The following is a 13,344-nucleotide window of genomic DNA, read 5'->3' as shown; positions in this document are numbered from 1 at the left end:
AATTATGCTATACTTTTTTCAGTAATCAGTCGGTCTTGGTAAATGTAACGTTGGGTAATTTTCTATTTAAAATGGTGAGACAACATATGGATTTTTTCACAAATATCAAAGAATGGTTTGCTTCGACTCATGTCCAGGAACAAATCAAAGATGTTGATTTCGTAGGATTGTTTACCAATCCATGGTTTATCATTCCTTTTGTTGCACTGGTTCTCTACAGTCTCTTTCGACAGAAATGGAAGGATCTTATAATTATTGCAATATTTGTTGCAATCTGGTGGGTGTCCGGCACGAATTATATGAACTCTCTTCTTGTCAATGGTGAGATACAGATCAATAAAATACTGCCGGTGATTTTTGGCGGCGCCACGGTTTTGGGTTTTGTCATCTATCTTTTTTTCGGCAGATCAGACTGAGTGGGATGTCTATGCAGTTTCGAGATGGTGTTTTTATAATTACTGAAGAAGATCATTGTCCCCTGTACAACGTTCGCGAAGAGTTGTGGGTCAGCGAAGGCATTCTCAACCTGCCGGCGAGTAAACCGACCTGCCTTACCCTGGCAAAAGAGCTTATAGAGATCACCTCTGCCGATACCAGTTATGAGAACTATTCCCATGCAGGAAGCCAGAAGGTCAAATTTGAATGCGGTGGATGTGAAGGTCTTGTTCGTTTTGAATTTAAAAAGGACAAAGGATTCGCCACGCTGCAGATGAAGCTGCTTGCCGCGGCTGAGCGTCGGGAAAAAATCAAAGAAACGAGCAGTTTTGCCGGGCTTTTGCAGTCGGTGGAAATTTTTTCAACGCTTTCCTCTGAAGACCTGCTCGACCTCGCCACTTTACTTGAACTCAATGATGTTCCCTGGCAGTTTCCAATCGCGCAAAAGGGTGATCCGGGAGACAGACTTTTCATCCTCTTGTCAGGAAGGGCTGAGGTTATTGATGATCATGGCGTAGCCCTGGCCGAATTGAAAAAAGGTGAGGTTTTCGGCGAGATGAGTCTGTTGTCAGGGGATCGCGTTTCCACGACTATTATGACCGTGGAACCCTGTCAGGTAGCCATCATGAACCAGAAGAACTTTCGCCACGTCCTCAATCGGTTTCCTGCACTCCAGGTGTATTTCTATAAGCTTCTGGTGAGCAGGATCACCAAGATGAACATGCAGCGGGCGGAAGAGTTGTCGTCCGGTATGGTTGGCCAGCTATCGGATATCGCCCCGGTGGAACTCTGTCAGATGATCAACTCGAATCAAAAGACCGGCAGGCTCAATCTCGAGTTCGAGGATAAAAGGGCAGTGATCACCTTCAATGAAGGGGAACTGGTCGATGCCGAGTTTGACATGTTGTCGGGCAAAGATGCTTTCTACAGAATTTTATCGATTGACAGCGGACGCTTTAAATTCACCCATGGTTTGACGGAGAAAGAGAAATGTCTCGATGTCCTCGGCGGTTTCATGGGCATGCTCATGGAAGGGATGAAACGCCTTGATGACTTACATGAGTGATATCGGACTGAAGAGATGTTTCCCACGCCTCATTTGTGTCGTTGTCGGGTGACCAATGTGAATTTTGCTTAAAAAGGAAATTCGAAATGAACAGAAGGCAGCTGAAAAAAGAAGTCCTGCATCTCTTGCAAGAGTCCAGTCTTGAAGAGATTTACCAGCAACTTGGTCACTACCCCGCCCACAGTCTTCTTAATCCTCTCTTTATAGCTCTCTGTCATCCGCTGGAAAAGGTGCGCTGGTATGCCGTGTGTTGTTTCGGCCGGCTTGTTCCGGCAATGGCCGAAAAGGATCTGGAGGCAGCGCGGATGGTCATGCGCCGTTTCCTGTGGATGCTCAATGATGAATCCGGAGGAATAGGGTGGGGGGCGCCTGAAGCTCTGGCAGAAATAATGTGCCATAGCGCACAATTACGCAAAGAATACCTGCATATGCTGCTCTCTTATATGCGCGAAGACGGTGAAGCGTTGTATCAAGACGGCAACTATCTCGAGTTGCCGATGCTGCAGCGTGGCCTGTTATGGGGGATCGGCCGCTTGTGCCTGGAACATCGCCTGGAGATGCTTGAATGTAAAATAATTGATGAGGTGAGTGCGTATCTCGAATCTTCCGACCTGCATGTGGTTGGTTTAGCTATCTGGTGCCTGGGCACACTGGGCATTGAGGCTAGTTTAGAGAAAATCAAGCGTTTTGCAAAATGTGATGAGTCTGTGCATCTCTTCCGAGGGAGCGACATCCAGGAGATATCCGTTGCCGAACTCGTGCAAAGCGCTTTATATCCCTCAGAGTGTGATGCATGAGTATGGTCGAGCCTGTTGCCATCCGAAAAACGGCCTGCCTCTTTTGTCAACCGCTCCTGTCACAGAATCCCCTCTGGCATTTGCGGCACTTTATTGCCGCCTAAGACAAAACCGCCGTCCATGCGCAGGCTCGCACCGGTGATATAGGTGGCCTGTACCGCCAGGAAAAAGACGGCATCGGCGACTTCCTGGGGAAAACCGGTGCGGCCAAGGAGAACGTCGCCTGTTATAGACTCCTTTTCCCGGGCGGAGAGCGTCGCCCATCCCCGCGTGTCCTCGCCATGCCTGCTTCGGATGAGCCCGAGAACCAGCTCGTTGACCCGAAGAACCGGTGCCGCTTCCCGGGCCCAGGTTTCGGTGAGGAGCTGGATGGCTTTGTTGGCGGCGCTGTACCCGTCATTAAAAAATACTGCAGCCGGCCCGCTTCTCCCGCTGATCCCGGCGATAGAGGATATATTCACCACGGCCCCTCCGGTTCTTTCCTGCATGAGCGGCAGGAGATGGTGAAAGAGAAGCCACTTGGCCTTGACGGTTGTGTCAAATTCGACGTCCCACTGGTCCTCATTGTGCGGCAGATCATAGCTGCCGTGCACTACCGGCATGCCGCCGCGTTCTATATTATTAATAAGAAAATCGAGAGAATGGGTCTGCTTCTTGATAAATTCTCCGAGTCGCACGACGTGTTCTTTTACTCGCAGATCGGCTGAGAAGATGAAAAAATTGAAACCCTCGGCGGTAAACTCGTCCTGCATGTCCAAGATCGATTCCGGCCAATCATAAACCGGAAGGATCAGCGTCGCACCATGGCCGGCGAATTTCCGGGCGATAGCCCGTCCTATTGGCCGGGAAGCCCCAGGGATCAGTGCGGTTTTGCCATGGAGTTGCATCATTTGGACACTTAGAGTATTGAGTTGAGGAAGGGTTGCCGCGGTTCTGCAATGGGCTGGTCGCGCTCAGGCTGCCGCTGCAGGTCGAACATGGCCAGAATCTCATCATCCATACACAGTTGATAATCATCTGTTGCCAGGATAGTATTGTTGACCGGATGTATAAGCCGGGCAGAAATATACAGTAATCGATTGGATCGGGAAATTGTCCCGACCAGTATCGCCTGTGCCTGTTGCTGTCCATTACTGAGTTGGGCCAGATCCCTTGAAAGTATCGTTTCACCGGATCGAGGCTCTATGTGCAGCGTGCCAGCGATTTTCATCTCTCTCACCGTATAGCCGAGCTGAACAAGCCTGGAGGCGACTTGTTCCTGGAGAACACGACCAAATCGGGAAGTTTGCTGCAGGTCGTTATTATCAACAAAAGTGGTGACGAGAACAGGCATATCCGGATGACGGGGTACCAGTGGAGGCCGGGATCTTTCGGTCAGATGTTCTGCGATGGTATATGAAAATTGGATCAAATTAGTCTTGTCGCCAAAAATGGTTTCCAGCCGGGTGCAGTTAAAGGATGCACAGCCGCTTAAAAAAAAGAGGATGCAAACAAGGGCGACAACGGTGATGGAAGGTGCTCCCGAAGACGAAGTGGGGAATAAACGTGGAATTTTACATCGTAGCATCAGACTGTTTCCTTCGATCATTCTGTTTTGGCGGCAAAATCCGTCCCGGAACCTAATACAGGTCTTGCAGCTGCCGCCACTTGCGGTAATGCCGCGACGGCAGCCTGTTCCCGTCGATTGTCAGCGGAAAGCATGATGGTTTTCGTTTGCGGCATATTTTCCTGGTAATGAAAAAAATCCTCATCATTGATATAATAGATATCTGATGCCCTGAAGAGATATTGATCGTTGAGGACCATTGAAGTGGTGATAATCACCTCGTAATGTCCGCTCTGCACCAGACTGGTATTGGCGACATCGGCAGCCATGCCCGACGCGAGGATTATAAGCTCACTGGGGGCATTATACAACACCATTATTGCGGCGGAGAGACCAGTCAAAATGCCCGGCTGCAAGGTGCGGATACGATCGGTGTTGTGATAAACAATCTGGACTTTATAGTGTATGGTTATCGCTTTTTCATCCGGACGGCTTTTCGTTGGCACACCGTATCGGAAAAGAGTGGTTATCAGGAGATCGCGGAAGGCCTCATCGAAGCTGCTTGTTTCATGAGATTGGCAGGGAATTGCCTCATCGCCGCAGGTCTCCTTGACAAAGACAGCTTTGTTAATGTTATCGGTTATAATAAGCTGCTGGTTGATACGATTGGCCAGGTCCGCGGCCAACACCTGCCAATGGGAAGATGCCTGCATTTTTTTCTGCTGGGAATAGGGATAACTAACCGGTTCGGGGATCCGGCTGGTACAGCCGCAAAGAAGAACAAACACCAGAATAGAGACTGCAAACGACCGCATGATGATTCTCCGAAAGATGATTGCCCTGAGAAGTAATTCTTTCTTATTACAAAGAATTTTCATATAGAAAGGACTTATGCCCCAGAGGGTGCAGTGGGAAAAATCCCGTACAGAAGGGCCGACGCTTTATCTTTACAGAGACTTTATCGGATGGCCGGAGAAATAATAAAGTAAAATATGTGATTGCCGACGGCCAACTTGATCTTCTGCGGAAGAGGTACTTATAGTACTCGGATGAGCAAAAAGAGCAAATAGTCGGTACAATGGTCTAGCCATAGCCGGGGGCTGTCTATAAAAGAGAGCAGTGTAAACATATGTCTATTGATCTGCACACACATTCGACAGCTTCTGACGGAACAATGCATCCCGCAGAGCTGGTTAAATATGCCCACCGGAAAGGTTTGTCGGCCCTTGCCCTCACCGATCACGATACCATCGAAGGTATTGGCCCAGCCGTTGCTGCTGGAGATATTTTGGGAATAGAGGTTGTACCGGGCCTAGAATTGAGCGTCAAATATCGCGATCACAGTCTTCATTTGCTTGGCTACCTGTTTGATCCTCAGAATGAGGAATTGCTCGTGGCTCTCGACCGGCTGCAGACCGGCAGAAGAGAAAGAAACAGAAAAATTATTCTTAACCTGAACAGGCTCGGTTGTTCCATCCAGTACGATGAATTGCAACAATCAGCCGGCCCCGGGCAGAACGGTCGACCGCATATCGCCAGGCTTATGATAGAAAAAAAATGTGTCGGCACAATGGATGAGGCCTTTGAGAAATATCTTGGACACAGTGGACTCGCCTACGCATCCAGGTTTGTCTATGAAGCAGGTGAGGCAATTGCTCTCATTCACAACGCCGGAGGCATCGCCGTTCTTGCCCACCCGCTGCAACTCGGAAGGTCGGTTGACGACCTGCCCCATTTTGTACAGCAGCTGCGTGATAAGGGGTTAGATGGCATAGAGGTATATTATCCCAATCATTCCCGGCAATTTAGAAAACATCTTATTTCTCTTGCCGAGAAACTCTGCCTGGTCGTGACCGGCGGCAGTGATTTCCACGGCAGTATCAGACCGGGAACAACTGTTGCCGGCGGGAAAAATGTCACGGTTCCCTCGCAATTGCTGGTTAAAATGAAGGAACGCGCCCTGCAGAAACGGATAGTCTGCAGTGAAACAATAAGTAACTAAAAGGAATAAAATGACGATGTATTCGATACTTGTCGTGGACGATGAACCCAACTATCTCATCGTCTTATCGGAACTTTTAAAAGATGAAGGCTTTGAGGTCTTCACCGCCTCTGACGGCATGCAAGGTCTGAAAATAGTCGAAGATGTGGACCTTGATATTGTTGTCACCGATATGCAGATGCCTGGCATGAACGGCTTGGAGTTTTTAAATAAAATCAAGGAGAAAAACAAGGATCTGCCGGTCATTGTCATTACCGCCTTTGCCGAGATCGATAAAGCGGTAACGGCGATGCAGGCCGGAGCATACAGCTATCTCGCCAAACCGTTTTCCAATGACGAATTGATTATTACCCTGAAAAAAGGTGCCCAGCACTACTCCCTTGTCCGAGAAAATACGCGACTGCGCGATGAGATCAAAGGAAAAAGCGGATTTAGCGGCATGGTTGGGAAAAATCCCAAAATGCTGCAGGTCTATCAACTTATAGAAAAGGTCTCGCCAACCCATGCCTCGGTGTTGATAACCGGAGAAAGCGGCACGGGCAAAGAGCTGGTGGCAAAAGCAATCCACATGAACAGTCCGAGAGAGTCGCAGCCCTTCATTGCGGTGAATTGTGCCGCGCTCTCCGATAATTTGCTGGAAAGTGAACTCTTCGGTCATGAGAAAGGTGCTTTCACCGGCGCGGTGGCCATGCGCAAAGGTCGCTTTGAACTGGCTGATCATGGGACGATATTTCTTGATGAAGTCGGAGAAATTCCCCTGGCCCTGCAATCGAAATTGTTACGGGTGCTTCAGGAGAAAACCTTCGAACGTGTCGGAGGGACAAAAACCATTGAGGTTGATGTGCGCATTCTCAGTGCATCGAACAAGGATCTGCGGGAAGAGGTTTCCGCAGGCCGATTCAGGGAAGATCTGTTTTATCGTCTCAATGTCATTCCCGTAACTCTTCCTGCTTTGCGAGAGCGTATGGATGACATGCGCCTGCTGGCCGAGTTTTTTATCGAAAAATACAAAAAAGAACTGGCAAAACCTGACCTGACCATTTCAGCGGATGCTTTGAAACTGCTCATGAAACTCCCCTGGGAGGGCAATATCAGAGAGTTGGAAAACACTATAGAACGGGCGGCGATTCTTTGCTCAAACGACGTGATCGAGGCCGAGGATGTGCAACCGGATACGCTGTACAGCGAGGCGCGTCCGGCATGGGGCCAGGATGTCGATCTGCGGCAGATCATTCCAGAGGACGCCGGGCTGAACGAGGTACTCTATGCGGTCGAGAAAAAAATGCTCACCCAGGCCCTTGCCGACACCGACTTTGTCCAGGCGAGAGCCGCCGAAAACCTGGGCATAACCAAGAGCCTGCTCCAGTACAAGATGAAGAAATACCAGATAAAAAAGAAAAAGTAACGAGCAACTCAGTTTGCTTTGTGCTGCTTTCCAGCGACTGTCTTCTCGCCGGAAACGCCCCAGTGCAGTTTGTTGCGCAGGATGGTGAAGTAATCACGGGTTGAGGAGAGGATCAGCTGAAGAAAATGTTCTGCAGTTTCCAATTCCAGTTCGTCCCCGCCCTGCATTTCCCAGAAAGCCTGTCCATCAATTATGACTTGAGCTCTTTCGGCGTGATTTCCGGCAATAAAACGAGTCTTGATTCTTTTGGTCGCAGGCAGGATGATCGGCCGGCTGCTCAGCATAAAAGGACAGATGGGGGTCACCGTGATGGTGGCCAGACCGGGATAGACCAGCGGGCCTCCGGCTGACAGATTATAGGCGGTTGATCCGGTGGGGGATGATAATATCAACCCATCCGCTTGGTAGGTTGTAATATACTCTCCATCGGCCGTGGTTGACAGGCGGAGCAACCGATCTAGAACATTTTTGGTTATGACGATATCATTGAGGGCGTAGCGGTATTCGGTTGCCTGGCCATGTGCTACATGGCGAGCCTTGAGCATCAGGCGGTTTTCCACCGTCACTTTGCCCGAAAGGATACGCTCGAGGGCCTGGTACGCCTCGTCTTCGGTCAGTTCGGTCAAAAAACCAAGGTTGCCCAGATTGATACCGAGTACGGGAATGGCATGGCGCGCCGCTTGTTCGGCAATATGCAGCAGGGTACCATCACCGCCGAGGACGATGAGCATATCAAGATCGCCACTGATCTCATTGAGCGAGACGACGATATCCCGCTGCTGCAGCCAGACAGACAATGTTGCTGCGTAATGATCGGATCGGGCATCGTCTTTTTTAGTGATAATGCCGGCCTTGCGCACTACAAGATTTGTCTCAGTTCGAAAAGGGGTCGAAGTGTAGGTCATTCCATTTCGCCTAATTGCTTCGATCGAATAACGGCAGATTCGACGATGTCCATAATGATGCCATGGAAACCGACTTTTTCAAGGACATGCAGGGCCGTAATTGCCGTTCCGCCGGGAGAAGTAACCTTGCCACGCAGGGCGGCTGGATGTTCACCGCTTTCCCTCAGGAGTTTTATCGAACCCGATACGGTTTGCAGGGCCAGTTTTTCGGAAACTACCCGGGTTAGTCCGGATTTTACACCGGCATCGATCAGCGCCTCGACAAAGGAAAAAACATAGGCAGGACCTGATCCGCTCAGACCGGTTACGGCGTCCAGATGGACTTCGTCAAGGATAACAACTTCCCCAACGGCCAGGAAAATTTCCTCGGCAATGCGCAATTCCGCATCGCTGACATTGGGGTTTCTGCTCAGCGCGGAGGCGCCTTCAAGAACCAGTGCCGGGGTATTGGGCATGACTCTGATGATTTTCGTATCACTCTTGCCGATCATCTTCATATAGAAGGATATCGGCAGGCCGGCGGCAATACTTATAATAATATGCTGTGATTGTACCCGCTCTCTGCAGTCTTCAAGGAGAGCTCTCATGGTCTGCGGCTTGACGGCAAGGATAACGACGCGGCAGTTTTCAAAAATCGGCACATTGCTGGGATATGTTTTTACCGAATAGGTCTGTTCGAGATGTTCACGTCGCTGATCGTTCGGTTCCGCAACGAGGATATCCTTTTCCAGGTAAAGCCCGGAAGCGATGATCCCTCTGATTAATGCCTCGGCCATCTGCCCGCCGCCGATAAATCCAATGAGCTGTTCCATTTTTTTCCTAAAGAGTGTGATAATTTCATAAGAGTGAAGAAAAAATATTTCTATGCAATCATAATCGATTTCAGGTAAATATCAAATTCGACCCATTTATTCAATCATATATCTGGAATTCATCTCATTGACTGACGCAGGTTTTTTTAAAAATCCCGCCTCGGCAAAAAATAACATGCGAGAACGCAATGATAAATAAAGACTTATTGGAAATATTGGCCTGCCCACAATGCAAGGGACCGGTGAAGCTAAAAAATGAACATGGACTGATTTGTGAAAAATGCATGCTTTTATATGAGATAAAAGACGATATCCCTATCATGCTCATCGATAAAGCAAAAAAAATCAAATAAATATCTCGTAACATTATTGTATTTTTTCAGATTATTCAGATAATTGTCCTATGCGCCCGTCGCATCGGTTGCGAACCTGAACTGGAGGAAAGGTATGTCTATAACCGAGAATTCTCATCAGTTGTTCGAACGTTTCACTGTTAAAGGAGACCATGCCCGAAGTGATTATTTTGCCCTGATAAAAGAGCTGGTGGCGAAAAAACAAAGCGAAGGGGCGGAGTGGCAACAGGCGATCGATGCTGCCTATCGGTTGGTCCGGCAGGAGATTGAGGAAAACTCCGGCAACCCGACCCAGACCATTACCTTTGGCACTTCCGGGTGGCGGGGAAAACTCGGTAAAGATATTTTTTGCCGTTCCGTCGCGCTGGTGACTACGGCAATTGTCAAGATGTATGAGGCAGTCGACCGCGAAGAGGAACTCCGGTCTCTGCTCGGCGTGCAAAGCATTGAGGAAGCGAGGCAGCGTGGCTGTGTTCTCGGATTTGACAACAGGTTCGCCGGTGAACTCCTGGCCTGCCAGGTGGCGGCTGTTCTTTCTGCCGCCGGTTTTGCCGTGCATTACGCGGGAGAATCCACCACCGGGGTTCTCTCTGCTGCGGTCATTGAATTACAGGCGGCCTGTTCGATAAATCTGACGCCATCCCACAATCCATTGGAATACGGCGGTTATAAATTTAACGCGGCGGATGCCGGGCCGGCAGCGTCAGAGATTACCGAAAGAATCACCGTCAACGCCAGAAAACTTCTTGATGGGAAATTTACCTATACAACCCTGCCTTGTCGCACAGCAAAAGATATCGAGGTCATTGATAAGGTAACATCTTTTCATTCGCTGGAGAGCTGGAAGAGTCTGGTGAAAAAAAACCGACCGGTACATGGCCTTGATCTTGATGCGACTGTCGGCGCATTTTCAGAGCGCCAGGACATGGTTGTTGCCGTTGATTGTGTGCATGGCGCCAGCCGGCTGCATATCCGCGAGCTTTTCAATACTCCTTCGAGCCGTCGGTTGATCCTGCTGCGTGAGAATGGTGATGTGACTTTCGGCGGGGTGGCGCCTGAACCATCGACCGCCAACATGCGCAAGGTCGTCCAAGTGCTTTTAGACAGGGAGGAGCCGCTCAGGCTTGGGGCGATCATCGATCCGGATGGTGACAGAATCCGTTTTACCGACGGGAAGACGGAAATCAGCATGAATCAGTTTGGCGCCATGGCCTATCACTTTCTACATGAACACAAAAACAGAAAAGGCATGGTCGCGAAAACGGTGGCCACATCCAATCTGGCCAACAGTCTTGCCGAGCACTTTAAGGAAGAACTGTTTGAACCACGTGTCGGGTTTAAAAATTTTAAACCGGTTATCGGTCGGGCGCTGGTTTATTTTGAAGAATCGGACGGCATATCGATAATTGGCCACACCCCTGAAAAAGATGCTTATATCGGTCTGCTCCTTGCCTTGGAGATGATGCTTGTGACCAATATGAATCTCGGCGATTACCTGCGACAGATTGAAGGCGTTTTTGGCGCCTATTACCCCGACCGGGATGCGGTTGAGGTCACAGTCAAGGGCGAAAAACTGCAGTCGCTCCTGGCTGGGCTGGAAAAGTATCGCAAAGACGCCATGGTCTCAATCGGCGGCCAGCCCAGGCGCATCGAAAAAGTGCTTACCATCGATGGCAGAAAAATCGTCTTTGACGACGGTTCCTGGCTGATGATCCGCGCCTCCGGGACGGAGCCTAAAGTGCGTTTTTATGTCGAATCGAGAACGTCCAGCGGGGCGGCTGAGCTTGTCGCTGCCGCAAAAGCCATGCTGCAAGAGATAGGAATTTTGTAGTTGTCAACGGTGGGGAGTTTTCCTGCAAAAAACTCCCCACCGTAAACAAGAAAACGTTCTGTAAGGTATTAAATGGCAGGTGGGCGGGGAAGCTGGTTGCATTTTGTGGTTCAGGTATTATTGTCAGCTTGTAACAAACTATAATCATTATCATATTAAATTCAGGAGTTGAGTATGTGGGAATATACTGACAAAGTGCAGCAACATTTTTTAAATCCCCAGAATGTTGGTGAAATTAAAAAACCAAGTGGTACCGGAGAAGTTGGTTCGCTTGCCTGCGGTGACGCCTTGAAACTGACGCTTAAAATAAATGATGAGGACATCATTACCGAGGCGAAATTCAAGACTTTCGGTTGTGCCAGCGCCATAGCATCGTCGTCCGTACTGACGGAAATGGTGGTCGGGATGTCGGTGGAACAGGCAGCCAAAATCACCAACGAAGATATTGCCAATGCCTTGGGTGGACTGCCCAAGGAAAAAATGCATTGTTCGGTGATGGGGCGTGAAGCGCTGGAAGCGGCAATTGCTGATTATCGTGGTCTGATCTTACCTATGGCCCAGGGTGAGGTGGTCTGTGAGTGTTTCGGCGTCACCGATATGGAGATCATCAGGGCCATTAAAGAATCCGGTCTGCGTTCCGTTGAAGAGATTACCAACTTCACCAAGGCCGGTGGCGGGTGCGGTAAATGCGAGGACAAGTTACGCGAAATACTGCGAAATACCGTCAGTAATATATCTGAAATACCCGTTGTAAAAATAAAACCGAAAAGAATGACCTCGCTGCAGAAAATAAAGAAAATTGAAGAAGTCCTGGAACGGGAGATTCGTCCGGGCCTGAGAAAAGATGGTGGTGATATAGAACTCGTCGACGTGGATGGCGATTTTGTCATAGTTTCCTTGCGTGGAGCGTGCAAGAGTTGTCATAAATCTCAAACCACGATCAAAGAATATGTCGAAAAAAAATTACGTGAACTCGTTCTGGAGAGTCTGATAGTGGAGGAAGAGAATTAATGACCACGGTAAACGAAAAAGTTGTCTACATGGATAACAATGCAACGACCCGGGTTGCGCCGGAAGTGATTGAGGCAATGATGCCCTATCTTACCGATGCGTACGGTAATCCGTCCAGTATGCATACTTTCGGCGGGCAGGTCGGCGATGCAGTCAGAAAATCTCGACAAAGAGTGGCCGCCCTGCTGGGTGCTGAGCCTGAGGAAATCACCTTTACCAGTTGTGGCACGGAGAGTGATTCCAGCGCCATATTGTCCGCCCTGCGGACCTATCCGGAAAAGAGACATGTGGTCACGACCAGGGTCGAACATCCGGCAGTAAAAAGTCTCTGTGATAATCTTGAAACGGTAACCGGGCATAAATATAAGATAACCCGCTTAAAGGTTGACTCGGAAGGGATGCTGGACATGTCCGAATACGAGGCGGCCCTTACAGACGATACGGCGATTGTCAGTGTCATGTGGGCAAACAATGAGACCGGAGTCATTTTCCCTGTGGAAGAAATGGCTCGAATGGCCAGACAGCGAGGAATTTTGTTTCACACCGACGCCGTGCAGGCGGTTGGTAAAATCGATATCAACTTGAAAGAGCTCGATATCGATTTTCTCTCGCTTTCCGGACATAAACTCCATGCACCAAAGGGAGTGGGCGCTCTGTATATCAAACGGGGAACTCTTTTTGTTCCTTTTTTAACCGGAGGGCATCAGGAGAGCGGTCGAAGAGGCGGTACGGAAAATGTTGCGGCCATCGTTGCGCTTGGTCGGGCATGCGAGCTTGCCGGCGAAAAAATGGCCGAAGAGAATGGCCGGGTAAAAGCGCTGCGTGATAAGCTTGAGGAAGGCTTGCTTGCCAATGTACCGAGATCGATGTTGAACGGACATAAGACGCACCGTCTGCCGAATACGGTAAATATCAGCTTTGAATTTGTTGAAGGGGAAGCAATCCTGCTGCACATGAATAAATACGGTATCTGTGCCTCTTCCGGCTCTGCCTGTACTTCCGGGTCTCTTGAACCATCCCATGTCCTTCGGGCGATGGGTGTACCGTTTACCGCGGCACATGGCTCGATCCGGTTTTCCCTCAGTATATATAATACCGAAGAGGAGGTTGATTTTGTCGTTGAAAAGATGCCGGCTATCATTGAGTCACTGAGACAAATGTCACCATTTTGGAAGGGATAA

At 49.4% G+C, this 13,344-nt stretch carries 14 protein-coding genes; 9 read left to right on the top strand and 5 right to left on the bottom strand.

Annotation, left to right across the window (positions count from 1 at the left end):
• The first annotated feature begins 86 nt into the window (after positions 1-86).
• From ACYQ8U_RS07890 to ACYQ8U_RS07880, 3 genes are all read left to right on the top strand, one after another.
• On the top strand, positions 87-416 hold the full coding sequence (locus ACYQ8U_RS07890; protein ID WP_459944991.1) for a hypothetical protein: 330 nt from the start codon (positions 87-89) through the stop codon (positions 414-416).
• Positions 417-427: 11 nt separating this feature from the next.
• A complete protein-coding gene (locus ACYQ8U_RS07885; RefSeq protein WP_459944990.1) occupies positions 428-1,501 on the top strand; it encodes a DUF4388 domain-containing protein in 1,074 nt (357 codons plus the stop codon).
• Between the two features lie 86 nt (positions 1,502-1,587).
• Complete coding sequence (locus ACYQ8U_RS07880; protein WP_459944989.1) at positions 1,588-2,298, top strand: DVU0298 family protein; 711 nt, start codon at positions 1,588-1,590, stop codon at positions 2,296-2,298.
• Positions 2,299-2,357: 59 nt separating this feature from the next.
• Here ACYQ8U_RS07880 and ACYQ8U_RS07875 read toward each other — a convergent pair whose 3' ends face one another.
• The 3 genes from ACYQ8U_RS07875 to ACYQ8U_RS07865 are packed head-to-tail and all read right to left on the bottom strand — an operon-like array spanning position 2,358 to position 4,659.
• Positions 2,358-3,188 (bottom strand): SDR family NAD(P)-dependent oxidoreductase, encoded by an 831-nt coding sequence (locus tag ACYQ8U_RS07875; RefSeq protein WP_459944988.1) that lies wholly within the window; start codon positions 3,186-3,188, stop codon positions 2,358-2,360.
• Between the two features lie 8 nt (positions 3,189-3,196).
• Positions 3,197-3,865 carry a FlgO family outer membrane protein gene (locus ACYQ8U_RS07870; protein WP_459944987.1) on the bottom strand — a complete coding sequence of 223 codons (669 nt, stop codon included), beginning with the start codon at positions 3,863-3,865 and terminating at the stop codon, positions 3,197-3,199.
• A 17-nt stretch (positions 3,866-3,882) separates the two neighbouring features.
• Positions 3,883-4,659: a hypothetical protein gene (locus ACYQ8U_RS07865; protein WP_459944986.1), complete on the bottom strand. Its 777-nt coding sequence runs from the start codon at positions 4,657-4,659 to the stop codon at positions 3,883-3,885.
• Between the two features lie 314 nt (positions 4,660-4,973).
• On the opposite strand from ACYQ8U_RS07865, the gene ACYQ8U_RS07860 reads away from it, so the two are divergent.
• The gene (locus ACYQ8U_RS07860) at positions 4,974-5,846 is read left to right on the top strand and encodes a PHP domain-containing protein (RefSeq protein WP_459944985.1); all 873 of its coding nucleotides are present in this window, start codon (positions 4,974-4,976) and stop codon (positions 5,844-5,846) included.
• A gap of 10 nt (positions 5,847-5,856) precedes the next feature.
• Positions 5,857-7,251, top strand: a complete 1,395-nt coding sequence (locus ACYQ8U_RS07855) for a sigma-54-dependent transcriptional regulator (protein WP_459944984.1) — start codon at positions 5,857-5,859, stop codon at positions 7,249-7,251.
• Between the two features lie 8 nt (positions 7,252-7,259).
• Here ACYQ8U_RS07855 and ACYQ8U_RS07850 read toward each other — a convergent pair whose 3' ends face one another.
• Positions 7,260-8,156 carry an NAD(+)/NADH kinase gene (locus tag ACYQ8U_RS07850; RefSeq protein ID WP_459944983.1) on the bottom strand — a complete coding sequence of 299 codons (897 nt, stop codon included), beginning with the start codon at positions 8,154-8,156 and terminating at the stop codon, positions 7,260-7,262.
• Positions 8,153-8,968 carry a pyrroline-5-carboxylate reductase gene (gene proC / locus ACYQ8U_RS07845; protein ID WP_459944982.1) on the bottom strand — a complete coding sequence of 272 codons (816 nt, stop codon included), beginning with the start codon at positions 8,966-8,968 and terminating at the stop codon, positions 8,153-8,155. The genes ACYQ8U_RS07850 and proC overlap by 4 nt, the downstream gene beginning before the upstream one ends.
• 188 nt (positions 8,969-9,156) lie before the next feature.
• On the opposite strand from proC, the gene ACYQ8U_RS07840 reads away from it, so the two are divergent.
• From ACYQ8U_RS07840 to nifS, 4 genes are all read left to right on the top strand, one after another.
• Positions 9,157-9,321 carry a Trm112 family protein gene (locus ACYQ8U_RS07840; RefSeq protein ID WP_459944981.1) on the top strand — a complete coding sequence of 55 codons (165 nt, stop codon included), beginning with the start codon at positions 9,157-9,159 and terminating at the stop codon, positions 9,319-9,321.
• 94 nt (positions 9,322-9,415) lie between these two features.
• Positions 9,416-11,152, top strand: a complete 1,737-nt coding sequence (locus tag ACYQ8U_RS07835) for a phosphohexomutase domain-containing protein (RefSeq protein ID WP_459944980.1) — start codon at positions 9,416-9,418, stop codon at positions 11,150-11,152.
• Between the two features lie 174 nt (positions 11,153-11,326).
• Positions 11,327-12,163 carry a Fe-S cluster assembly protein NifU gene (nifU, locus tag ACYQ8U_RS07830; RefSeq protein ID WP_459944979.1) on the top strand — a complete coding sequence of 279 codons (837 nt, stop codon included), beginning with the start codon at positions 11,327-11,329 and terminating at the stop codon, positions 12,161-12,163.
• Positions 12,163-13,344, top strand: coding sequence for a cysteine desulfurase NifS (gene nifS, locus ACYQ8U_RS07825; RefSeq protein WP_459944978.1), 1,182 nt, complete (start codon positions 12,163-12,165; stop codon positions 13,342-13,344). The genes nifU and nifS overlap by 1 nt, the downstream gene beginning before the upstream one ends.

The organism is Desulfocastanea catecholica (assembly GCF_054657295.1).
The sequence above is the reverse complement of the archived record's forward strand: the minus strand, read 5'-3'. Positions and strand labels throughout refer to the sequence as shown.